This window comes from Pseudomonas sp. BS3782 TE3695, assembly GCF_050435305.1.
Taxonomy (GTDB): domain Bacteria; phylum Pseudomonadota; class Gammaproteobacteria; order Pseudomonadales; family Pseudomonadaceae; genus Aquipseudomonas.
The window spans coordinates 3,994,788-4,016,804 of the sequence record NZ_JBNDKB010000001.1 but is presented as its reverse complement, the minus strand read 5'-3'; the positions used below and the strand labels follow the sequence as shown (position 1 = coordinate 4,016,804).

Here is a 22,017-nt window from a genome sequence, read left to right as displayed (position 1 = left end):
CGTCGGGGTGCCGACGGATTCACGCCAGAACCGCTACCGCTTTGATTTGCGCCCAAAGTTGCTGCCCGGGGTGCACGCCCAATTGGTCTCGGGAATAGCGGGTGATCCGCGCCAGTAGCGGGGTGCCGGCCGCATTCAGGCGGATCAGTACGTGAGCGGCGTTATCAGCACCGATTTCACTGATCACCGTGACCGGCAGGCGATTGAGAATGCTGCTTTGCTCGACGCCTTGCAGGCTCAGGCTGACATCCCGCGCCTGAACCTTGCAGCGCAGTGCCTGGCCTTCAGCCATTGGCGAATGGGCGACCCGAATGCTCAGGTCCGTGTTGGGCAGCTGTAAGGTCAACAACTGATAGTCGGCGTCATAGGCGCTGACATGCCCTTCGATCACCACGCCGGCATCATCGCCCAGCGCCAGCGGCAGATCGAGCCGGGCCAGGGTTTCGCCGATGGCGCCGCTGGCCAAAGCCTTGCCGTTGCTGAGCAGCACGAGGTGGTCGGCAAGCCGCGCGACTTCATCCTGGGAATGGCTGACGTACAACACGGGAATATCCAGTTCGTCATGCAGTCGTTGCAGATACGGCAGGATTTCGTTTTTACGCTGGGTATCAAGCGCCGCCAGCGGTTCGTCCATCAGCAATAGTTTCGGGCTGGTGAGCAGGGCGCGAGCGATGCCGATCCGCTGGCGCTCACCGCCAGAAAGGTTGTGTGGATCGCGGTCCAGCAAATGGCCGATCCCCAGTAACTCAGTGGCATGGGCCATGTCGACCCGGCGCTGTTGGCGTGGGATGCGCTTGAGGCCGAACTCAAGATTGCCCCGCACCGACAAATGTGGAAACAGGCTGGCTTCCTGGAAAACGTAACCCAGGGCGCGTTTATGCGGCGGAATGAAAATCCGTTTGTCGCTGTCTTGCCAGACTTCATCGTTGACCTGAATAAAACCCTGCTCGGCCCGTTCCAGCCCGGCGATGCAGCGCAGGCACGTGGTTTTGCCCGAGCCGGAATGGCCGTAAAGCGCTGTCACTCCGCGGCCGGGCAGTTGCAGGTCCACATCCAGGGAGAATCCCGAATAATTCAGTTTCAAGCGCGCATGAATCATCGATCAGCTCCAGACCGCTTTGGTTTTACGGCTGGAGTAGAGCGCCAGCAATACCACAAACGAGAACACCAGCATCGCCCCGGCCAGCCAATGAGCCTGGGCGTATTCCAGGGCTTCGACATGATCGTAGATCTGCACCGAGACCACGCGGGTCTTGTCGGGAATGTTGCCGCCAATCATCAGCACGACGCCGAACTCGCCGACGGTGTGGGCGAAACCAAGAATGGCCGCCGTGATGAAACCGGGACGGGCCAAAGGCACCACTACGCTGAAGAACGTATCCAGGGGACTGGCGCGCAAGGTTGCAGCCACTTCCAATGGGCGAGTGCCGATAGCGGAAAAAGCATTTTGCAGGGGTTGGACCACGAACGGCATCGAGTACAGCACCGAGCCGATCACCAGCCCCGCAAAACTGAATGTGAGAGTGCCAAGGCCCAGCGATTGAGTGAATTGACCGATCCAGCCGTTTGGTCCGAGCGCCAGCAACAAGTAAAAACCGATCACCGTCGGCGGCAGCACCAGGGGCAGGGCGACGATCGCCCCAATCGGGCCACGCAGCCAGGATCGGGTGCGCGACAGCCATAACGCAATCGGAGTACCGATGATCAACAGGATCACGGTCGTCAGGGACGCCAGTTTCAGGGTCAGCCAGATTGCTGAATAGTCGGCACTCGATAGCGTCATTTAGAGTTGGTAACCGTAGGATTTGATGACGGCGGCGGCTTTCGGGCCTTTAAGGTAATCAACCAGTGCCTTGGCGGCCGGGTTGTCCTTGCCCTTATTGAGGATCACGGCGTCTTGTTTGATCGGGTCATGCAGATCGGCCGGAACGATCCAGGCCGAACCGCTGGTGACTTTGCCGTCCTTGTAGATCTGCGACAAGGCGACAAAACCGAGTTCGGCATTGCCGGTGGACACGAATTGGTAGGCCTGGGTGATGTTCTGGCCTTCGACGAGCTTGTCTTTGACTTTGTCGGTCAGGCCCTGCCTGGCCAGCACTTGAGTGGCGGCCAGGCCATATGGGGCAGCTTTCGGGTTGGCGATGGACAGATGCTGATACTGATTGTCGCTCAGCACCTTGCCCTGGGCGTCGACATAACCATCCCTGGCCGACCACAGCGCCAGGGTGCCGACAGCGTAGGTGAAGCGCGAGCCTTTGACCGTGTCGCCTTCGGCCTCGAGTTTTTGCGCGGTGGCGTCGTCTGCCGAGAGAAATACTTCGAATGGCGCGCCGTTCTTGATCTGGGTATAGAACTGGCCGGTTGCCCCAAAGGAGGTGACGAGTTTATGCCCGGTATCTTTCTCGAAATCGGCCGCGATGGTTCGGATTGGCGCAGTGAAGTTGGCGGCAACAGCGACCTGGACTTCATCCGCCTGGGCGGAGCCGAAAACAAACACAGCGATCAGGCACGCAGGGGCAATACGTGAGGCACGAACAATCATGGAGCGGCTCCGTGGCAGGCGAGTGAAACGCTATATAGCGGAATATATAGCGAATGGCCTGTAAACGGAACTTTCTAGCGGCCTAGCGGCGTGAAGTGCTCAACAGTGAAGGGGTTCCCTGTGGGGAGGGAGCTTGCCTGTGGCGAGGGAGCTTGCTCCCGTTCGGCTGCGAAGCAGTCGTGAAGCTTTTGGGGCCGCTTCGCGACCCAGCGGGAGCAAGCTCCCTCGCCACAGGAAAGCCCCCTAGCCACAGTTTTTGTTGGTCGCTGTCTAGCAGTGAGTCAATTTGGCCAACGCCTCATCCGCCAACCGCCGGGTCAGCTCTGCCGAAGTCATTTCAACCCCCAGCGTAAACGCCTGGCCAGCCCAAAGATTGCTGAAGTCCGCTTCCCCTTTGGCCCGCAACGGCATCAACGCACCGCCCGCCAACGGAAAGGCCGGCGCTTTGTCACACATGGGGCCCAGTTCTCGCATCACCCGATTGAGAATCCCGCGCGCCGGGCGCCCGGTGAAAATGTTGGTCACTGCCGTCTCGCTTTCCCTGGCCGTGCGCAACGCCTTGTGGTGAGACGCGCTGACCTTGGCCTCCGGCGTGAACAAATAAGCCGTACCCACCTGGACCGCCGAAGCGCCCAGCAGAAAAGCCGCCGCTACGCCCCGTGCATCTCCGATCCCGCCCGCCGCAATGACTGGCACGTTCACCGCATCGACGATTTGTGGCACCAGGGCAAAGGTCCCTACCTGGCTGCTCAGGTCATCACTGAGGAACATCCCCCGGTGGCCGCCGGCCTCGTAACCCATGGCGATGATCGCGTCGCAACCCTGCTGTTCCAGCCAGATGGCTTCTTCAACGGTGGTCGCCGAAGAGAGAATTTTCGCCCCGGTCGCTTTTACCCGATCCAGCAGGGATTTTTCCGGCAGGCCAAAGTGAAAGCTCACCACTGCGGGAAGAAACTCTTCAATCACTTCGCAGGCTGCGTTATCGAACGGAGCGCGATTGGACACCGGTGTCGGGGCATCGAAATCGACCCCCAATTCCCGGTAATACGGTTCCAGCAGATTCTTCCAGTCCCGGGCGCGTTGCTCATCGGCCGGCGGTGGTTGATGGCAGAAGAAATTGACGTTGAACGGGCGCTGGGTGTGTTGGCGAATCGTTTTCAGCTCTTCGAGCAATTGCTCGATGCTCAGCATTGCCGCGGGCATCGAGCCCAGGCCGCCAGCGTTGCTCACCGCAATCACCATGGCCGACGTCGTCGCGCCGGCCAAGGGGCCCTGGATGATCGGCAGTTCGATCCCGAGCAGATCAAGAATGCGGGTGTCTGGCCATTGGCTCATGTGCAGTGTTCTCCGACGTCGGTAGAAGCGAATTTGTATCAGTAATGACTGACGCAAGGCCAGTCGAGTTTGAGTATTGGCTTAAAGTCGGCTGCGGCGATGTGTTTTCATGTGTTATTCAACAGCATGACAACTGAGCGATTCCATCGGGAGGCAGTGATGTTCAAAGGCATTTTGATCGACAAGGACGACAGCGGTTACCGAGCCACGCTGCAAGAGATCAGTGATGATCAATTGCCTGAAGGCGATGTGACCGTGCGCGTGGCGTACAGCACGCTGAACTTCAAGGATGGCCTGGCGATCACGGGCAGCAGCCCGGTGGTGCGAAAATTCCCGATGGTGCCGGGGATCGATCTGGCGGGCACTGTCGAAGTCAGCGGTCATCCGGACTACAAGGTTGGTGATCAAGTCTTGCTTAATGGCTGGGGTGTGGGCGAAGGACACTGGGGCGGATTGGCGCAGAAAGCTCGCCTGAATGGCGACTGGCTGATCCCGTTGCCCAAAGCCTTCACCGCTGCACAAGCGATGGCCATCGGCACGGCCGGCTATACGGCGATGCTGAGCATCCTGGCGCTGGAGCATAACGGCGTGAACCCCGAGCAGGGCGAAGTGCTGGTAACGGGCGCCAACGGTGGCGTAGGCAGTTTCGCCATCGCGCTGCTGAGCAAACTCGGCTATCGCGTGGTGGCATCCACCGGCCGCACCGCCGAGCACGAATATCTCAAGCAATTGGGCGCCAGCGAAATCATCGATCGCACCACATTGTCAGAACCGGGCAAACCGTTGGCCAAGGAGCGTTGGGCGGCGGTGATCGACTCGGTCGGTAGTCACACGCTGGCCAACGCTTGCGCCAGCACTCGGGCCAACGGCATCGTCGCTGCTTGCGGACTGGCCCAAGGCATGGACTTCCCGGCTTCCGTTGCGCCGTTCATTTTGCGCGGTGTGACCTTGGCCGGCATCAACAGCGTGACCCAGCCCAAAGCCAAGCGAATACTGGCCTGGAATCGCCTGGCCAAGGATCTGGATTTCGCCTTGCTGCCGCTGATCAGCCACGAAATCGGCTTGAGTGAAGTCATCGACGCGGCCCAGCGCCTGCTTGCCGGCCAGTTGCGCGGTCGGGTGGTGGTCGACGTCAATCTTTGATCGTCTTCGCGCCAATCAAACAGACAAACTGTAGAAACAAGGAAAAGCGACAATGGATGTAAAGCTGCGTGAAGTGCTGCCGTTTAGCGTCTCGGGGTTGCAGGTGCGAACCCTCAATGCCGCAGAACAGCAGCCAGATACCGCGCGTATCGGCCCTATGTGGGAACAGTTCTTCGTTGAGGACGTTTTCGACAAAATCGCCCACAAACAGCCGGACTCCTTTATGTACGGCGTCTATTCCAACTACGAGTCCGATGCTTCGGGCCACTTCGATGTGACCGCGGGTGCGGCGGTTACCGCGCCCACCGAGGACTTTGCGCAGATTCAGGTTGAGGGCGGCGATTACCTGGTGTTCAGCGGCAAAGGGCTGATGCCCGACAGCGTCATTCAGACGTGGGGCTTGATCTGGGCTTACTTCGAGGATAACCCGCAGGTTCGCCGCAAGTTCGCCACGGACTTCGAGGTCTACACCGGCCCGGAGACCGTGGCGGTCTATATCGGCATTCAGGACTCAGCCGCGTTTTCGCGTTCCAGCAACTGACGCTTGCGCTCCACCCCCCAGCGATAGCCCGACAGGTTGCCGTCGCTGCGCACCACGCGATGGCAAGGGATTGCCACCGCCAGGCTGTTCGCGCCACAGGCCTGGGCCACGGCGCGCACGGCTTTCGGTGCGCCTATGCGTTGAGCGATATCGGCATAACTGGCGGTGCTGCCAGCGGGAATTTCCCGCAGGGCTTGCCACACCCGCTCCTGAAACGCCGTGCCGCGTACGTCCAGCGGCAAGTCCAGACCGAGCGCCGGGGCTTCGATAAAGCCCACCACTTTAGCGATCAACTGCTCGAACTCATGATCGGCGCCAATCAGGTTGGCGCGCCGAAACTTGTCCTGCAGGTCACAGACCAATTGATGCGGGTCGTCCCCCAACAGAATCGCGCAGACGCCGCGCTCACTTTGCGCCACCAGAATCGCTCCCAGAGAACACTGGCCGACGGCAAAACGAATGTCGTTGTTCTGCCCGGCCGCACGGTAATCGCCAGGTTTCATGCCCAGCACTTGATCGGCGGCCTCATAGAAACGGCTGTTGGAGTTGAATCCGGCCTCATACAGCGCGTCGGTGACCGTGCCACCGTGCGCCAGGCGCTCGCGAACTTTGCGTGAACGATGGGCGGTGGCGTAGCCCTTGGGCGTCAGGCCGGTGATGGCCTTGAACACGCGATGGAAGTGGAAACTGCTCAGGCCGGCGGCATCCGCCAGTTCATTCAGCGCCGGCAACGTCTCGGCGGATTCGATGCGACGGCATGCGGCGGCCACCGTCGTGGCGTGTTGTGCGGCGACGTCGCTTTGATCTTTCGCGGCCCGTTTGCTGGGGCGATAACCCGCTGCCTGAGCTTGCTCGGCGGTGTCGAAGAACTCGACATTCTGCGGCTTCGGCAGACGCGCCAGGCTGCTGGGGCGGCAATAGATGCCGGTGGTTTTCACCGCATACACAAACTGCCCGTCGGCGCGGGGATCGCGTGCGACCACAGCCGCCCAGCGAGGATCGTTCTCGGTAGCGTTTTTTGTCGATTGAATTGTCATGGCTTCATGTCCGTTGACCCGTTTCATGCAGATTAACCAGCCGCCAGAGACGTCACACTCTGGGTCTTGCGGTTGAATTCAACGGTTTCATCCCGCGGTACGAAAGGTGAAGTTGATCCGTTGTTCGCCTAAGCGAGGGTGATAACCCGGCTTGATCGGCAATACGCCGTGATAACGCAAACGGTCGACGCCGCCCCAGACCACGATGTCCCTATGCAGCAGCGACACGCGTTGGCTTTTGGCGCTGCGTTCAAAGCCGCCGAACAGAAACGTCGCCGGCAACCCCAAGGACACCGACACAATGGGCGCCGCGTAGGAACCTTCGTCTTTGTCCTGATGCAACGACATTTTGGCACCGGGAATATAGCGGTTGATCAGGCAGGAATCCGGTACGAAATCCATAAAGCCTGCCTCTCGCGCCGCCGCTTGCGCCAGCTCGAAAAACACCTCAGGCATTTCAGGCCAGGGCGCGCCGGTCTGCGGATCGTTACGGGTGTACTTGTAACCGCTGCGGTCGGTCGTCCAGCCCCAGGTGCCGCAACTGCTCAGCGCCACTGACATGGTAAAACCGCCGGGCGTGACCATCTGCCGAAAAGGGGCTGCTGCCAGAACCGTCTCCAGTGCCGGCAGCAACCGGTCGAGCCAGGGCAGGGCGAAGCCTCTGAGAACGAAGGATTGTTCGCCGATTTGCTCGCGTCTGGCGTGTTGCTCGGGTTCGGCATCGGCAAACAGATCGAAGGTGATCGGGCTCATGGGGTCATAACGCATCGTGAAAGATGATTCCAAGGGTATGCCGTTTTCCACTGTGCAGGCGACTCACGCCATGGCGCATGGTCACTCGATAATAGCCACGAACACCTTTTACCGGACGCTGATTCACGGCAAAAACCAACATATCGCCTTTCTTCAGGCCGATGACTTGCGGGCGCGACTGCATCCGTGGGCGTTGTTCAGTCAGCACAAACTCGCCGCCGGTAAAGTCTTCTCCCGGTTCTGACAGAAGAATCGCTACTTGGAGCGGAAAGACGTGTTCGCCGTACAAATCCTGATGCAAACAGTTGTAATCCTGTGGCCTGTATTGCAGCAACAAAGGTGTCGGGCGTTCCTGACCGGCGGCATGACAGCGTTGCAAAAACGCTTCGTGCGATTCGGGAAAACGGGTCGGCAGGCCCATGGATTCGTACCAGCGATTGGCGATAGGCACCAGTCGAGGGTAGAGCGCGCTACGCAACCGGGCCACCGGAGCCGGCAGCGGGTACTTGAAGTACTTGTACTCGCCACGGCCAAAACCGTGGCGAGCCATCACCACTTTGGAGCGAAAGGGCTCGGGTCGGTCGTACAGGGCGCTTATTTCATCGCAGGTCTGATGGTCTAAAAACGACCGGATTAGCGCGCAGCCATCCTGATCGAGTTGCTGCTCAAGCCCGGCCCAGTCGAGGGCATCGAGATGAATCGGGTCGGTAAACAAGGTTCTGACTCCTTGACCAAAAGGTCGAGGCGGCCAGTGTAGTGAGCGTGGCGGGAGTGGGCACTCCGGCGCTTGCGGTCGAATTCGAAAGGGGAGCAGACGTCCATGTTGTCGCTCCGGATCGCACTACAGCGCTTTGCTCACGCTGATCTCGCTGATGACATCTTCAGTCTGGCCATGAATGACGTCGAGTGCAGCCTTGGCTTCTTCTTCCGTGCCGTTTTCCAGCTGGGCGAATTCAAAGCGGCGTTCGCCGTTGAGTTTGTATTTGATGACGTACTTAGTCGTTTGGGCCACGGTCATACCTGCCTGTTTTCGAGGTGGGCTCAGCTCAATTTCGAGCTGGAGCGGCGGATGATCTTGATCGAGTGCGTCAGGCTCGGCTTGCGGGTCACGCTGATCGGCCGGCGGTTGACCGTGTCGATAGTGATGTTCCAGAAGCCGGTGCTTGGCGCAGTGATGCGGGCCGGGAAGGTGTCGAATGCGCCGCCATGGTAAGTATGACGGCCGCCATTCTTGAAACTGCGGAAGTTGGCGTCGTTCATCAAGCGGATGTTGCACGTTTGGGAGCATTGAATGACGACGATGTCGTCTTCGTTGAGGTGCTCGCGCTGGTGGATAAATTTCATGAGGCGCCTCCAAAAGGGCTTTTTCTACAAAATCAAAACGATAGCATGGGCGATTGACGCAGTTTATCAGCCCGAACAGGTTATTATCCGGCTCTCGTGGTGCGCTTTGACAATTAAAAACAGTTATACGGAATTCTATGAGCGATAAAAGCAGTGAGCCTCGGAGAAAACCAGCATTTGAGTTGTCGGAAGGTCTTTATCGGAGGTTTGGTATGAAGTGGGGAGTACTGGTCGGGCCGTTGGCGTTGGTAGTGGGTGGATGTGCGAGTGTCTCGGACATCAATCAGACAATGCCCACCATGAGCGTGATATCAGGCAAGAATCCCCATGAGTACGCCCAATGCCTTGTCGAAAAGCTCGCCGATAGCCGTGGAGCCCTGCAAGTCGAGCCGCATAAAGAAGGCGTGCGAGTTATCGTGCCGCAAAAGTTCTCGTCGGGGCCGGCCGCCGTATTTGAAATTGAAGACCGCTCTGGCGGCAGCAGCATCAAGTTGCATGAGCGCATCTCCAATGTGCCATTGCGCCCATGGGATGTACGCAATGCCGCCACCGCATGCATATCCGGCTGATAAACTACCCCCAGTCAGCATCGATGCCGTCAAAGTCGCGCTTTGACGGCATTGTCATTTCTGGAGTCAAGCATGAAGCGAGAACAGGTGCGCGAGCGCCATGCAGAGGGTCATATCTCTGCCACCCACGTGATTCAGAACCCGGCGAACCCGGGGGAGTGGATCGTGTTTTTCAAGAAAAGCGCAGGGCGCAGTTTTTTCCTGGTGGATGATAACGATGAAGTCGAATCCTTCAGTCGCCTCGACGATTTGATCGAGACCGTGCGCGGGCTCGGGATCAAATTCGCCGAAATACATATGTAGGGCAAAGAGCCCTATTTGCAGACCACCACCACGCTGCGGTTTTTGTAATTGCCGACGTCGACGCCCAGGGTCTTGTCGCTTTCCTGGGGCGAAGGTGTGCCGTCGGTACCGACAATCCGATAACCGGTGCCCGCGCAAGAGGCATCGGCTTTTTCGTAGCAGGTGGCCCAGGCGTTGGCTTCCCCGGAGCAGTCGATGCTCAGGCCTTGTTCGCCATTTTTCAGGTAAGTCGTTTCGGACGTGGCGCAGCCGCTCAGGGCCAGAACTGCAATCAGTGGCAAAAATTTATTCATGTCGGGGTGATCGTCGGTGATGGGGGGCTAAAGGCTGTGACAGCGGTGGCATCGAAAGATTGTAGCGAATGGCCACTTCTCTGCAGATAAACACAAAAAAGCCCTGCGCAAGGCAAGGCTGCGTCGTGTCAGGTTCAGCTCAAGGCTTGTCCTTGCCGCGCCGCTTGGGGCCTGCGGGTTGATCCTGCAGCACCGATGCCACCTCAATCGCCAACGCTTCGGTAGGGAACGGCCCGGCAATATTCTCGCCGCCGACGCTGTCTACCCACCACTGACCGTCTTTTGCCTGATTGATCAGGTACCCGTTAACGCTTTTTGCTGCCGACATCTATCTGCCTCGTTGGCTGGTTCAATCGCGCAATGATAGCGCCAAATGCCCTCAACGGGTGCCAATGCGTGTAGGGTGGGGCCGATTGCCGTTCGGATGAGGCCGCGCAGATCTGCCGATCTCTGCTATCTATAAGAGGTTGTGTAATGTATCTGCGGAACTATCCCCCAGAATATTTCTCTATGATGGCGTCGGTTAGCCAGCGCGGGGCATTGTAAGGTGCACGCCGCCTGATTAGACTGCGCCGAAACTCGTACACACAGCCCTTTCAAGGACTTATATGATCAAGAAATGCTTGTTCCCAGCAGCCGGTTACGGTACTCGCTTCCTGCCAGCGACTAAAGCCATGCCCAAAGAAATGCTGCCGGTGGTAAACAAGCCACTGATCCAGTACGGCGTTGAAGAAGCACTGGATGCCGGGTTGACCGAAATCTCCATCGTCACCGGTCGTGGCAAGCGTGCTCTGGAAGACCACTTCGACATCAGCTACGAGCTGGAAAACCAGATCAAGGGCACCGACAAAGAAAAATACTTGGTCGGTATCCGCAAACTGCTCGACGAGTGCTCGTTCTCCTACACTCGCCAGACCGAAATGAAAGGCCTGGGCCACGCCATTCTGACGGGTCGTCCACTGATCGGCGACGAACCGTTCGCCGTGGTACTGGCGGATGACTTGTGCGTAAACCTGGAAGGCGACGGCGTACTGACCCAGATGGTCAAGCTGTACAAGCAGTTCCGCTGCTCGATCGTTGCCATTCAGGAAGTCGACCCGCAAGAAACTCACAAGTACGGTGTGATTGCCGGTGAGATGATCCGCGACGACATCTACCGCGTTCACAGCATGGTTGAAAAACCGAAGCCTGAAGATGCACCGTCGAACCTGGCGATCATCGGCCGTTACATCCTGACCCCGGATATCTTCGACCTGATCGAACAAACCGAGCCAGGCAAGGGCGGCGAAATCCAGATCACCGACGCCCTGATGAAGCAGGCACAAAACGGCTGCGTCATGGCCTACAAGTTCAAAGGCAAGCGTTTCGACTGCGGTGGCGCCGAAGGCTACATCGACGCGACCAACTTCTGCTTCGAGAACTTCTACAAGACTGGCAAGGCTTACTGATAGCGCTTGAGCTGCTTGTATTGAAAAGCCACCTTCGGGTGGCTTTTTCATTTTCCGGCCCCAAATAGTTTGCAACGCTTGCCCAAAGACCGCTCGCAGGTATGCTGGTGGCCTGCCGAGGAGATAGAAATGGCCTACGATTTTGACCTGTATGTGATTGGCGCCGGTTCCGGCGGTGTGCGGGCTGCGCGGTTTGCGGCGGGTTTCGGCGCGAAAGTCGCCGTGGCTGAGAGCCGTTATCTGGGCGGTACGTGTGTGAACGTCGGCTGCGTGCCGAAAAAATTGCTGGTCTACGGCGCGCACTTCGCCGAAGACTTCGAGCAATCGCAAGGTTTCGGCTGGACCCCGGGTGAAGCGACGTTCGACTGGGCGACGTTGATCACCAACAAGGATCGCGAGATCAATCGCCTGAACGGCATCTATCGCAATCTGCTGGTCAACAGCGGTGTGAGCTTGCATGAAGGCCACGCGAAAATCGTCGATCCGCATACCGTCGAGTTCGATGGCAAGCGCTACACCGCCAAAAACATCCTGATCGCTACCGGTGGCTGGCCGCAGGTCCCGGAGATTCCGGGGCATGAGCACGCGATCAGTTCTAACCAGGCGTTCTTCCTTAAAGAGCTGCCCAAGCGCGTTCTGGTGGTCGGTGGTGGTTATATTGCGGTGGAATTTGCCGGGATTTTCCACGGGCTGGGTGCCGAAACCACGCTGTTGTATCGCGGTGATCTGTTCCTGCGCGGCTTCGATGGTGCGGTGCGCAAGCATTTGCAGGAAGAGCTGACCAAGCGCGGCATGGACCTGCAATTCAATGCGGACATCGAGCGTATCGACAAGCAAGCCGATGGCAGCCTGACAGCCACGCTCAAAGACGGTCGTAAGCTGGAGGCGGATTGCGTGTTCTACGCCACCGGCCGGCGTCCGATGCTCGATAACCTGGGGCTGGAAAACACCGGCGTCAAACTCGACAAGAAGGGTTTTATCGAGGTCGATGAGTTGTATCAAACCGCAGAGCCATCGATCCTGGCTCTGGGCGATGTGATCGGTCGCGTGCAATTGACGCCGGTCGCGCTGGCCGAAGGCATGGCCGTAGCGCGGCGCTTGTTCAAGCCCGAGCAATATCGCCCGGTGGATTACAAGATGATCCCGACCGCCGTGTTCAGCTTGCCTAACATCGGCACTGTCGGCCTGACCGAAGAGGAGGCGCGAGAAGTCGGGCACGAGGTGGTGATCTTCGAAAGCCGTTTCCGGCCGATGAAACTGACCCTGACTGAATGCCAGGAACGGACCTTGATGAAGCTGGTGGTGGACGCCAAGACCGACAAGGTCCTGGGCTGCCACATGGTAGGCCCGGAGGCCGGCGAAATTATTCAGGGGTTGGCGATTGCGCTGAAGGCGGGCGCAACCAAACGTGACTTCGACGAAACCATCGGCGTGCATCCGACTGCCGCCGAAGAGTTCGTCACCATGCGTACGCCGGTCGCGAGTTAATCCTCCTTGCGCGGCGCTGATGCGTCTGGTCCTGTCGCAACGACAGCGGCCAGGCGCGCGCTTTCATCCAGGCTTGCCTGCAACTTGATCAGTTCGATCTCCAGCGCTTTGTTGATGTGCGACTGTTCGTCGATGTTCTGCTTGAGCGACTGATTTTCCAGCAAGGCGATGCGCAAGCGTTCCTGGAGGAGGGTGCGCTCACTGTCGATACGGTTGACCTGTTCCAGCAACTGATCCTGTCGGCTGTGGGTGTGCTTGAGTTGCTCTTGCGACAGGCTCAACTCTCGCAGTGTTCCGCGGTTTTCCGTCAACAAACGCTCGTTGTCACGATGCAGTTGGGTGATTTCATCCTGGCGAACCAGTGCGCTTTGCTGCGCCTGCCGCAACTCCATCTGAATCTGCTGAACCTGCCCTTCGTGGCGGCGCTGTTCCTGCTCGCGCTGGTCTTTGACGGCATTACGGTAGTGTTCCAACGCCTCACGGGCGTGCAGGTGCTTTTCTTCCAGCGAGCGAATCTGCTCATCCTTGTCTTGCAAGCGTAGTTCGAAATCCGCCAGCGCCTGGTTCAATCCGGCGTTGCGGGTTTGTTCGCTTTGCAACATGGAGCGGGTGTCATGCAGTTCTGCTGATTCCTGGGTCAGTGCCAGGCTTTGAATTTCGTATTGCTGGTGCAGTTCGGTATTGGCCTCGCGGGCCTCATGCAACTGGGTCTCCAGCTCTTTTCGTTGCTGCTCGAACTGTGCGCGTGCCTGGTCGATGGGCTCTTGGGCCTGTTCTTTCAGGCGTTGCGCCAGGCGCGACACCAGGCTTGTCAGCTCATCATCGATAGGCTCAGAAGGTGCTAGGGCGGGCTCGGCGCCGTCCTCGAGTTCCTTCATATAGCGATGGATTGTGGTTTTTGAACCGGTATTGCCCATCTCGATCCGCACCGCGTCGATGCTCGGGTGTTCGCCCCGGGCAAGGATTGCTGAACGTGCCGCTTGCACCAGTGCCTTGTTTACGCCGCCACGTGCCATGTGTTCTCCTACGATTTGATACTGTGGTACGTACCACTAGATCACGCAGTGTACCATGATGCCATTGAAGTTAGAATTCAATGGATTCTCATGCGGGATATACTGGTATTACCCCGTGTGATGCGCTGTAATCCGGGTTTTCGCCCGCCAGAGCGGTACGTTTTCGAGAACTGAGCCCATGACTGAACTGGATCGCTACCTGCAAGCCGCCACGCGCGACAACACCCGTCGCAGCTATCGCGCGGCCATCGAGCATTTCGAAGTGAGTTGGGGCGGTTTCCTGCCCGCGACCAGTGACAGCGTGGCCCGTTATCTCGTGGCCCACGCAGGCGTGTTGTCGATCAATACCTTGAAGTTGCGCTTGTCCGCGTTGGCCCAGTGGCACAACAGTCAGGGGTTCGCCGATCCCACCAAGGCACCCGTGGTGCGCAAAGTGTTCAAGGGTATTCGCGCGCTGCACCCGGCGCAGGAGAAACAGGCCGAGCCGTTGCAGCTTCAGCATCTGGAGCAAGTGGTGGCCTGGCTGGAGCAGGAAGCACAAACCGCCAAGGCGCAGGGCGATCAACCGGGATTGCTGCGGGCCAGGCGCGACACGGCGCTGATCCTGCTGGGCTTTTGGCGCGGTTTTCGTAGCGATGAGTTGTGTCGCGTGCAGATTGAGCATGTGCAGGCCAGCGCCGGTTCAGGCATTACCCTCTACTTGCCTCGCAGCAAGAGCGACCGCGAGAACCTCGGTCAGACGTACCAGACGCCAGCCTTGCAGCGTTTGTGTCCGGTGCAGGCCTATATCCAATGGATCACTGACGCCGCGTTGGTCCGCGGGCCGGTATTTCGGGGTATCGACCGCTGGGGCCATTTGAGCGAGGAGGGCTTGCATGCCAACAGCGTGATCCCGTTGTTGCGCCAGGCCCTGGAGCGCGCCGGTATTCCGGCCGAGCACTACACCAGTCACTCCTTGCGTCGTGGGTTTGCCACCTGGGCTCATCAGAGCGGTTGGGATTTGAAGTCGTTGATGAGTTACGTGGGCTGGAAGGATATGAAGTCCGCCATGCGCTATGTTGAATCCAGCCCGTTTATCGGGATGACCCGCATCGCTGAAAAGCCATTGGCGCTGTAGATCACGTTTTCTTCTATTAATACTGTCGGCTAATAGCGAAAACCAATCAGCAGCATCAGGTTTGCCAATGAGCCAGCCGGCGATCGACTGGGTAGGATTCACCCATCAACTTCTTAACCCCTGACGGAGAGTCATCGATGCCTATCATCAACAGCCAAGTTAAACCGTTCAAAGCTGACGCCTTTAAAAATGGCGACTTCGTAAAAGTGTCGGACGCTGACCTGAAAGGCAAGTGGTCTGTCGTGTTCTTCTACCCAGCTGACTTCACCTTCGTCTGCCCGACCGAACTGGAAGACCTGGCTGACAACTACGCCGAGTTCCAGAAGCTGGGTGTCGAAATCTACAGCGTTTCCACCGATACCCACTTTGCTCACGCTGCCTGGCACAACACTTCGCCAGCGATCGGCAAAATCCAGTACACCATGATCGGCGACCCGACTCACGCTATCTCCCGCAACTTCGACGTGCTGATCGAAGAAGCTGGTCTGGCTGACCGTGGCACCTTCGTGATCAACCCGGAAGGCCAGATCAAAATCGTTGAACTCAACGACGGCGGTGTTGGTCGTGACGCTTCCGAGCTGCTGCGCAAAATCAAGGCTGCTCAGTACGTTGCTGCTCACCCAGGCCAGGTTTGCCCTGCCAAGTGGAAAGAAGGCGAGGCCACTCTGGCTCCGTCCCTGGACCTGGTCGGCAAGATCTAAGTCTGTGACGCGCTTCATCAGGGCGGAACTCCGCACCTCCTAAGTAAGCTGCACCGCCCTCAAAAACGCCCGGGCGAGATTCGCTCGGGCGTTTTTTTTCGACACGAATAAAGGAAATCGCCCGTATGTTGGACGCCACTCTTAAAGCCCAGTTGAAATCGTACCTGGAACGGGTCACCCAGCCGATCGAGATCGTTGCATCCCTCGATGACGGTGCGAAATCCCAGGAAATGCTCGCACTCCTGAAGGACGTTGCCAGTCTTTCGACCCAGATTACTTTGCTCGACAACGGTGACGACGCACGCAAACCATCGTTCTCGATCAACCGCCCGGGAGCCGACATCAGCCTGCGTTTCGCCGGCATCCCGATGGGCCACGAATTCACTTCCCTGGTATTGGCGCTGTTGCAAGTTGGCGGCCATCCGTCGAAGGCCAGTGTCGAGGTGATCGAACAGATCCGCTCGCTCAAAGGCGAGTTCAACTTCGAGACTTACTTCTCACTGTCCTGCCAGAACTGCCCGGACGTGGTCCAGGCGTTGAACCTGATGGCTGTGCTGAACCCGAACATCCGCCACGTCGCTATCGACGGCGCGCTGTTTCAGGCTGAAGTCGACGAGCGTCAGATCATGGCCGTACCGAGCGTTTACCTGAACGGCGTAAACTTCGGCCAGGGCCGCATGGGCCTGGAAGAGATCCTCGCCAAGATCGACACCAGCGGCATCGAGCGCCAGGCCGAGAAAATCAGCGCCAAAGAAGCCTTTGATGTACTGGTCGTCGGCGGTGGCCCGGCCGGTGCTTCGGCGGCGATCTACGCGGCTCGCAAAGGCATTCGCACCGGTGTCGCGGCGGAGCGTTTTGGTGGTCAGGTACTCGACACCATGGCCATCGAGAACTTCATCTCGGTGCAGGAAACCGAAGGGCCGAAACTCGCTGTGGCGCTGGAAGAACACGTCAACCAATACGACGTGGACATCATGAACCTGCAACGCGCCGACAAGCTGCTGCCGGGCAAAAATGGCGCGCTGCACGAAATCCATTTCGCCAGTGGCGCCTCTTTGAAAGCCAAGACCGTGATTTTGGCGACCGGTGCCCGGTGGCGTGAAATGAATGTTCCCGGTGAACAGCAATACCGCAACAAGGGCGTGGCGTACTGCCCGCATTGTGACGGTCCGTTGTTCAAAGGCAAGCGTGTGGCGGTGATTGGCGGCGGTAACTCCGGCGTCGAAGCGGCGATCGACCTGGCCGGTATCGTGTCTCACGTGACTCTGCTGGAGTTCGATGTCCAACTGCGCGCCGATGCGGTGTTGCAGCGCAAGTTGCACAGCCTGCCGAACGTTACCGTGATCACCAGTGCACAAACCACTGAAGTGACTGGCGATGGTCAAAAGGTCAACGGCCTGCGCTACAAGGATCGTCAGTCGGACGAGTTGCGCACTGTCGAGCTGGAAGGGATCTTTGTGCAGATCGGACTGCTGCCTAACACCGATTGGCTCAAAGGTACCATCGAGCTGTCGCCGCGTGGCGAGATCATCGTCGATGCCCGTGGTGAAACGTCGATGCCTGGCGTATTCGCGGCCGGTGACGTGACCACCGTGCCGTACAAGCAGATCGTGATTGCGGTGGGCGAGGGCGCCAAGGCTTCCCTGAGCGCATTCGATCACTTGATCCGCACCTCGGCACCTGCATAAACGCCGACGCTGAAAATACAAAACCCCATGAGTGATCATGGGGTTTTTTGTGTCTTGCACATTCTAAATTGTGGGAGCGGGCTTGCTCGCGAAAGCGGTGTGTCATTCACCGGTGATGCTGGCTGACAGTCCGCTTTCGCGAGCAAGCCCGCTCCCACAGGGGATCTGCGGAGGTGCTTACAGCGGTGCAGGCTGAATAATCTCGACCCAATAACCATCCGGGTCCTTGATGAACGCCAGGCTCTTCATGCGGCCGTCGTTCAGGCGTTTCTGGAAATCGCAGCCCAGCGCTTCGAAGCGCTCGCATGCGGCACGAATGTCCGGTACCGAAATGCAGATATGGCCAAAGCCGCGTGGGTCAGTGTTGCCATTGTGATAGGCGAAGTCCGCGTCGTTCTCGGTGCCGTGGTTATGGGTCAACTCGAGAATGCCGGGAATCGACTTCATCCACTCGGTGCGCGCCGCGGCATCGGCCGGGATCTGGTTTTTATCGACCAGCGCCAGGAAATACAGGCTGAACTCGGCTTCCGGAAAGTCGCGTTTTTCCACCAGCGAGAAACCCAGGACGCGGGTGTAGAAATCCAGCGACCGAGTGATGTCCTTGACCCGCAGCATGGTGTGGTTGAAGACGAATTTCTGGGTGGCGGTGTCGGGTTGTGCAGTCACACCGGGAAATGTATTGAGTTCGTGCAGGCTCATGGGGCCCTCCGGAAAATCCAAGAATGGTCACAATGATACGCAAGGGCTCCGGCATCGCCAAACCAAAACCGCAGGCTTGCCTGACAGCCGGGTGAGGATCAGACTTTACGGCTCAATTCGTGAGTGTTCATTGCAATGACCCGATTCTGTCGATCGATGTTCGTCCTGATGTGTCTGCTTTCAGGTGTTACCCCCGCTTATGCAGAGGCTCCGGTCGTGCCCTGGCCAGGCGGATGGACTGTCGAGGCTATTTCGCAAGATGAGGCTAAGCCGCAGGTATCCCGGCAACGCGCGGTAAAAAACGATCAGGACGGTACGCCGGTGATGGTGATGGAGTTGACCATGACTCAGGTAGAAAGTGGTCATCAGGTGAACCTGGAAGGCGTGCTGCTGGAAATGCGCAAGTCGGTGCAAAAGGACTTTTTTCAGAGTGGATATCAGAGCGTTTGCACTAAAATTCACCCGACTACCTTAAGCCGGCTATCGGCGCTGGAAACTACCTGCACGATTACGCAGAACGGTCGACATGTGCTGTCTCAAACATTGGTCGCTGCGGTAGACGCCGATAAGGCCTATGTTCTTTCTTATGCGGGGCAGGCAGAGGTTTACAAGGCAAGTCAGGACGACATAGCAGTGGCTCGAAACAGCTTGAAACTTTAGTTTAAGGTTTGCGTATAGTAGATTTCAGCGGGTTCGGAGTTTTTAGATAGCCAAAGGGATTAAGCATAAAGTTGGACGATATGTAACGAGTTGATCGGCGACTTTCGTTGCATTTAGACGCTGTCTATGAAAAAAGCCCTGCAATGCAGGGCTTTTTTATGATCGCGAGTGTTTAGCCTCGCAGCCAGGAATCAACGGTGGCAGCACCGTATTGTTCCTTCCAGGCTTTCAGGCCGCGATGATTGCCGCCCTTGGTTTCAATCAATTCACCGGTGTGCGGGTTCTGATACACCTTGACCACGCGAGCGCGGCGGGTTTTGGGCGCTGCTGTCTGCTGCAGGCCGGATTTCGCCGGGTTCGGATCGAGGATGGCGATGATGTCGCGCAAGCTCTTGCCGTATGTTTTCATCAGCCCCTGGAGCTTCTCTTCGAATTCGATTTCTTTCTTGAGCCCGGCATCGTTCTTCAGCGATTCCAACTGCTTGAGCTGTTCTTGAAGGGCCTTTTCAGCTGCACGGAATTCAGCGAGTCTGGACAATATCTTTACTCCAATAGTGTGTTTGGCTGATACCAACCGCAAACAAAGCTATAAGCCAAGAGCCTTGAAGCGACTCGGTGATAGTAGCGCACCTGCCAGTTCAGCACAGGCATGAAAAATTGTAGTAGTTAATGGGCCAAGAGTAAATCCTGACGTTTTCTTCATGTAACAAGAGTAGTCTTTTGATTCAATTTGGTGCGTATCATCATGATCTCGGTGCTTAAAGTGGTTAGTTAATGATCACTTAATGTTCTAATGAAGTCTGCGCCGGGCATCGGCCGACTAAACAGATAACCTTGCAGGAAGTTCACGCCGTGGGCCGTCAGATAGTCACTCTGTTCCAGGGTTTCCACGCCTTCAGCGACGATAGCCAGATCGAGTTTGGCCGACAGTTCGATGATGCTGTCCAGAATGTGTCGGGACAGAGCGTCAACGCCAATCATGGCGACAAAGCTTTGATCGATTTTCAGGAAGTCCACATTGAATTGACGCAAATAACCCAGGCTTGAGTGACCGGTGCCGAAGTCATCGATCGCGATCATCACGCCCATCTCTTGAAGCTGTTCGAACAATTGCAGAGTGATGGTTGTCGGCTCGATGAGTTCGCGCTCGGTCAGCTCCAGCACCAGGTTGATACTGCCCGGGGCGAAAGCGCTGAGGAATTCACGGCAGTCTTCGACCAGTTGCAGATCCCGACAGTGACTGGCAGTGATGTTGATGCCGATGTGAAATGGCTCCTCGAATGAGGCCGACAAAGGTGCCAGCAATGCGGCGGTCTGTCTCATCAAAGAGCGAGTCATCGGCACGATCAGCCCGGAATGTTCGGCAAACGGGATGAACAGATCAGGGCGTACCAGGCCTTCTTTGGGATGTTTCCAACGCATCAATACTTCGGCGCCGGACCACTGCTTATTGTCGCCATGCACTACCGGCTGAAAATAAGGAATGAACTCTGCTGCCTCCAGTGCCCGCTGCATTTCACGGCTCGGTGACATCGAGCGTTTCTGCAGCACATGCCCGATCGAGCCGGACACTACACCGAAAAACATCAATAGACTGAACAGCGGCGGGTACTCATTGCGCATGTAACGCCAGGTTTCTCCTTCGGGAAAACCGGCGGCGACGGTAAAGGCATAACGCGAGGACGTCAGCATGTTTTGCGCCACCGGCAAGGCGGGCAGGGCTTCGTTGTGGACCTTGCCATCGGCCGACAACCAGTGAGGACCGACTTGCAACAACAATAATGTTTTGCGACCGATCAGGCGCAGAACATTACTCAGGTGATAACCGTCCAGTGTGGTCAATGCGCCCTGATTTCCTTCGCTCAGCCGATACACCAGCAACGCGGTATTGGGCGTGACTGGATTGCCGTTCATGAGCCAAAGCTTGCCTTGGGTGTAATCGCCCGGATTGATCTTTTCCTGATAGTCACCGAACAACGAACTGCAATAGAGGTTGGTGTTCCATACCAGATTGGTCGAGCGCACGAATGGTCGGCGGGTGACTTGTTCACGCAGGGCCAGTTTGACGTCGTTGCAATTCTGGCCGGCCAGAGGCAGTAGTTCTTGCGCCGCTTGTGCGGTGTTGTCGAGCATCAGCTCGAATTGGCGAACGGCTTCTTCGCCAGTCAGTTCAGTACTTTGCTTGAGCGTACGTTCAGCCTGCAGATAGAGAATGGCGACGCCCAACGCCACCGGAAGCAGTGCGCTTAGAGCGGTCACGATGATCCGGGTACCGCGTTTGCGGCGACTTTTGAGGTTCAGAGGCATTCCCAAATCCATCGCGATAATAGAGGACTTTCAAAGGTTGGCAGGGCGACACGCCTTCGGAAGAGTTCAGTCATGATAGTTGGCCGACAGCACTTATGCCGTTCAATGATCATTCAGACTTGAAGCCAATTTGATAAAGGCCAGCGTCGCAGGTGATGACTGACGCTGATCGAGTACAGCCAGCCCTACCTGGCGACTGACCGGTGGCGACAGCGTTTTTTTCACGTAGCGGTTGTCGTTGTGGTCAGGCAAAGAGCCTTCGGCAACAACGGTCAGAGCATCGCCTCGGCTGACGGTGTCCAGCGTGCTGAGCAACTGCGAACAGCGATACCGAATATTCGGCGTCAATCGCGAGGCATTGAATAAGCGCGACACCAGTTCCGAAGAGCCGGCTTCGGTCAGCACAAAAGGGTCATGGCATAAATCGCTCAAGCTCAAACTGTCGCGACCGGCCAGCGCATGGTCGGCTGGCAACAGCGCGACCATCTGGTCTTCGATCAGTCTGAAAGTGTCGAAACGTTCCTGGGGCAACACCACGAAGCCGATATCGATACGTCTCTCTTCCAGCCACTGAATCACTTGGCGATCCGGCCCCTCGTCGATGTGAACCTCGATGCCCGGGTGTGCAACGCGGTAATGCTGCAGGATTTTCGGCAGCAGTTTGATTGATGAAGTCGGGCCAAACGAGCCGATGCGCAGGGTGCCGCGTTTCATTCCTCTGGCATCCGCCGCTTCCTGGCGCAAGGTGTTTGCCAGCCCGAGCATCGCCCGAGCGCGCAGTAATATCTGCTGGCCGATGTCACTCAATTCGACCTGGGACTGATACCGGCGCAGCAATTCAACGCCCAATTCCTGTTCCAGTGATTTGAGCGCATGGGACACCGCGGATTGGGAAATCTCCAAACGATGGGCCGCCGCCGTGAAGCCGCGCAGCTCGGCCACCAGCGAGAAAATCTCGAGTTGCGTCAGGGTCATGAGCATTTACTCATTTTACGATGATTGGGCATTAGTCGAATGATACGCCATGTGCCCG

At 57.6% G+C, this 22,017-nt stretch carries 26 protein-coding genes; 10 read left to right on the top strand and 16 right to left on the bottom strand.

The genetic code is table 11. The features are described from left to right. Positions 1-19 precede the first annotated feature (19 nt). The 4 genes from modC to ABH909_RS18055 all read right to left on the bottom strand — a co-directional run bounded on the left by modC (position 20) and on the right by ABH909_RS18055 (position 3,877). Positions 20-1,099: a molybdenum ABC transporter ATP-binding protein gene (gene modC, locus ABH909_RS18070; protein ID WP_429435700.1), complete on the bottom strand. Its 1,080-nt coding sequence runs from the start codon at positions 1,097-1,099 to the stop codon at positions 20-22. Between the two features lie 3 nt (positions 1,100-1,102). Further along, entirely contained in the window at positions 1,103-1,783 is a 681-nt protein-coding gene (modB, locus tag ABH909_RS18065; protein ID WP_429435697.1) for a molybdate ABC transporter permease subunit, read from the bottom strand. Beyond that, positions 1,784-2,542 (bottom strand): molybdate ABC transporter substrate-binding protein, encoded by a 759-nt coding sequence (modA, locus tag ABH909_RS18060; RefSeq protein ID WP_429435694.1) that lies wholly within the window; start codon positions 2,540-2,542, stop codon positions 1,784-1,786. A 270-nt stretch (positions 2,543-2,812) separates the two neighbouring features. Next, complete coding sequence (locus tag ABH909_RS18055; protein WP_429435691.1) at positions 2,813-3,877, bottom strand: NAD(P)H-dependent flavin oxidoreductase; 1,065 nt, start codon at positions 3,875-3,877, stop codon at positions 2,813-2,815. A 159-nt stretch (positions 3,878-4,036) separates the two neighbouring features. Between ABH909_RS18055 and ABH909_RS18050 the strand changes: the two genes are divergently transcribed. Together ABH909_RS18050 and ABH909_RS18045 are read left to right on the top strand one after the other, a co-directional pair. Next, positions 4,037-5,020, top strand: a complete 984-nt coding sequence (locus ABH909_RS18050) for an MDR family oxidoreductase (RefSeq protein WP_429435688.1) — start codon at positions 4,037-4,039, stop codon at positions 5,018-5,020. Positions 5,021-5,072: 52 nt separating this feature from the next. Then, the gene (locus tag ABH909_RS18045; RefSeq protein WP_429435686.1) at positions 5,073-5,561 is read left to right on the top strand and encodes a GyrI-like domain-containing protein; all 489 of its coding nucleotides are present in this window, start codon (positions 5,073-5,075) and stop codon (positions 5,559-5,561) included. Here ABH909_RS18045 and ada read toward each other — a convergent pair. From ada to ABH909_RS18020, 5 genes are all read right to left on the bottom strand, one after another. Continuing rightward, on the bottom strand, positions 5,525-6,598 hold the full coding sequence (gene ada, locus ABH909_RS18040) for a bifunctional DNA-binding transcriptional regulator/O6-methylguanine-DNA methyltransferase Ada (RefSeq protein ID WP_429435683.1): 1,074 nt from the start codon (positions 6,596-6,598) through the stop codon (positions 5,525-5,527). The two genes, ABH909_RS18045 and ada, sit on opposite strands and share 37 nt — an antisense overlap. An 87-nt stretch (positions 6,599-6,685) precedes the next feature. Then, positions 6,686-7,366 (bottom strand): DNA oxidative demethylase AlkB, encoded by a 681-nt coding sequence (alkB, locus tag ABH909_RS18035; protein WP_429435680.1) that lies wholly within the window; start codon positions 7,364-7,366, stop codon positions 6,686-6,688. Beyond that, positions 7,356-8,066: a 2OG-Fe(II) oxygenase gene (locus ABH909_RS18030; protein WP_429435678.1), complete on the bottom strand. Its 711-nt coding sequence runs from the start codon at positions 8,064-8,066 to the stop codon at positions 7,356-7,358. Before ABH909_RS18030 ends, alkB begins: the two co-directional genes overlap by 11 nt. A 126-nt stretch (positions 8,067-8,192) precedes the next feature. Then, complete coding sequence (locus ABH909_RS18025; RefSeq protein WP_162232616.1) at positions 8,193-8,363, bottom strand: hypothetical protein; 171 nt, start codon at positions 8,361-8,363, stop codon at positions 8,193-8,195. A 29-nt stretch (positions 8,364-8,392) separates the two neighbouring features. After that, on the bottom strand, positions 8,393-8,695 hold the full coding sequence (locus tag ABH909_RS18020) for a DUF1883 domain-containing protein (protein WP_429435675.1): 303 nt from the start codon (positions 8,693-8,695) through the stop codon (positions 8,393-8,395). Positions 8,696-8,907: 212 nt separating this feature from the next. On the opposite strand from ABH909_RS18020, the gene ABH909_RS18015 reads away from it, so the two are divergent. Beyond that, positions 8,908-9,264, top strand: a complete 357-nt coding sequence (locus tag ABH909_RS18015) for a hypothetical protein (protein WP_429435673.1) — start codon at positions 8,908-8,910, stop codon at positions 9,262-9,264. A gap of 72 nt (positions 9,265-9,336) precedes the next feature. After that, positions 9,337-9,567, top strand: a complete 231-nt coding sequence (locus ABH909_RS18010; RefSeq protein ID WP_007935641.1) for a hypothetical protein — start codon at positions 9,337-9,339, stop codon at positions 9,565-9,567. Positions 9,568-9,578: 11 nt separating this feature from the next. Here the strand turns inward: ABH909_RS18010 and ABH909_RS18005 are convergent, their stop codons facing one another. Continuing rightward, positions 9,579-9,860 (bottom strand): hypothetical protein, encoded by a 282-nt coding sequence (locus tag ABH909_RS18005; protein ID WP_429435670.1) that lies wholly within the window; start codon positions 9,858-9,860, stop codon positions 9,579-9,581. A gap of 139 nt (positions 9,861-9,999) precedes the next feature. Next, entirely contained in the window at positions 10,000-10,188 is a 189-nt protein-coding gene (locus ABH909_RS18000; protein ID WP_007900038.1) for a hypothetical protein, read from the bottom strand. 280 nt (positions 10,189-10,468) lie between these two features. On the opposite strand from ABH909_RS18000, the gene galU reads away from it, so the two are divergent. Beyond that, complete coding sequence (galU, locus tag ABH909_RS17995) at positions 10,469-11,308, top strand: UTP--glucose-1-phosphate uridylyltransferase GalU (RefSeq protein WP_007900040.1); 840 nt, start codon at positions 10,469-10,471, stop codon at positions 11,306-11,308. A 129-nt stretch (positions 11,309-11,437) separates the two neighbouring features. Continuing rightward, positions 11,438-12,796 carry a glutathione-disulfide reductase gene (gene gorA, locus ABH909_RS17990; RefSeq protein ID WP_429435667.1) on the top strand — a complete coding sequence of 453 codons (1,359 nt, stop codon included), beginning with the start codon at positions 11,438-11,440 and terminating at the stop codon, positions 12,794-12,796. Here the strand turns inward: gorA and ABH909_RS17985 are convergent. Further along, the gene (locus ABH909_RS17985) at positions 12,793-13,812 is read right to left on the bottom strand and encodes a DNA-binding protein (RefSeq protein WP_429435665.1); all 1,020 of its coding nucleotides are present in this window, start codon (positions 13,810-13,812) and stop codon (positions 12,793-12,795) included. The two genes, gorA and ABH909_RS17985, sit on opposite strands and share 4 nt — an antisense overlap. A gap of 178 nt (positions 13,813-13,990) precedes the next feature. Between ABH909_RS17985 and ABH909_RS17980 the strand changes: the two genes are divergently transcribed. The 3 genes from ABH909_RS17980 (at position 13,991) to ahpF (ending at position 17,318) form a co-directional block, all read left to right on the top strand. Continuing rightward, a complete protein-coding gene (locus tag ABH909_RS17980; RefSeq protein WP_401170770.1) occupies positions 13,991-14,929 on the top strand; it encodes a site-specific integrase in 939 nt (312 codons plus the stop codon). A gap of 137 nt (positions 14,930-15,066) precedes the next feature. Further along, the gene (gene ahpC, locus ABH909_RS17975) at positions 15,067-15,630 is read left to right on the top strand and encodes an alkyl hydroperoxide reductase subunit C (protein ID WP_038983195.1); all 564 of its coding nucleotides are present in this window, start codon (positions 15,067-15,069) and stop codon (positions 15,628-15,630) included. Between the two features lie 125 nt (positions 15,631-15,755). Continuing rightward, a complete protein-coding gene (gene ahpF / locus ABH909_RS17970) occupies positions 15,756-17,318 on the top strand; it encodes an alkyl hydroperoxide reductase subunit F (protein ID WP_429435660.1) in 1,563 nt (520 codons plus the stop codon). 177 nt (positions 17,319-17,495) lie between these two features. On the opposite strand, the gene gloA is transcribed toward ahpF, so the two are convergent. Further along, a complete protein-coding gene (gene gloA, locus ABH909_RS17965) occupies positions 17,496-18,017 on the bottom strand; it encodes a lactoylglutathione lyase (protein WP_007935657.1) in 522 nt (173 codons plus the stop codon). Positions 18,018-18,173: 156 nt separating this feature from the next. Here gloA and ABH909_RS17960 point away from each other — a divergent pair, with 156 nt between their 5' ends. Beyond that, the gene (locus ABH909_RS17960) at positions 18,174-18,677 is read left to right on the top strand and encodes a DUF4946 domain-containing protein (RefSeq protein ID WP_429435658.1); all 504 of its coding nucleotides are present in this window, start codon (positions 18,174-18,176) and stop codon (positions 18,675-18,677) included. Between the two features lie 172 nt (positions 18,678-18,849). On the opposite strand, the gene ABH909_RS17955 is transcribed toward ABH909_RS17960, so the two are convergent. From ABH909_RS17955 to ABH909_RS17945, 3 genes are all read right to left on the bottom strand, one after another. Next, positions 18,850-19,215 (bottom strand): histone-like nucleoid-structuring protein, MvaT/MvaU family, encoded by a 366-nt coding sequence (locus ABH909_RS17955; protein WP_429435655.1) that lies wholly within the window; start codon positions 19,213-19,215, stop codon positions 18,850-18,852. 233 nt (positions 19,216-19,448) lie between these two features. Next, entirely contained in the window at positions 19,449-20,984 is a 1,536-nt protein-coding gene (locus ABH909_RS17950) for an EAL domain-containing protein (RefSeq protein ID WP_429435652.1), read from the bottom strand. 102 nt (positions 20,985-21,086) lie between these two features. After that, complete coding sequence (locus ABH909_RS17945; RefSeq protein ID WP_429435650.1) at positions 21,087-21,959, bottom strand: LysR family transcriptional regulator; 873 nt, start codon at positions 21,957-21,959, stop codon at positions 21,087-21,089. Between the last annotated feature and the right edge of the window lie 58 nt (positions 21,960-22,017).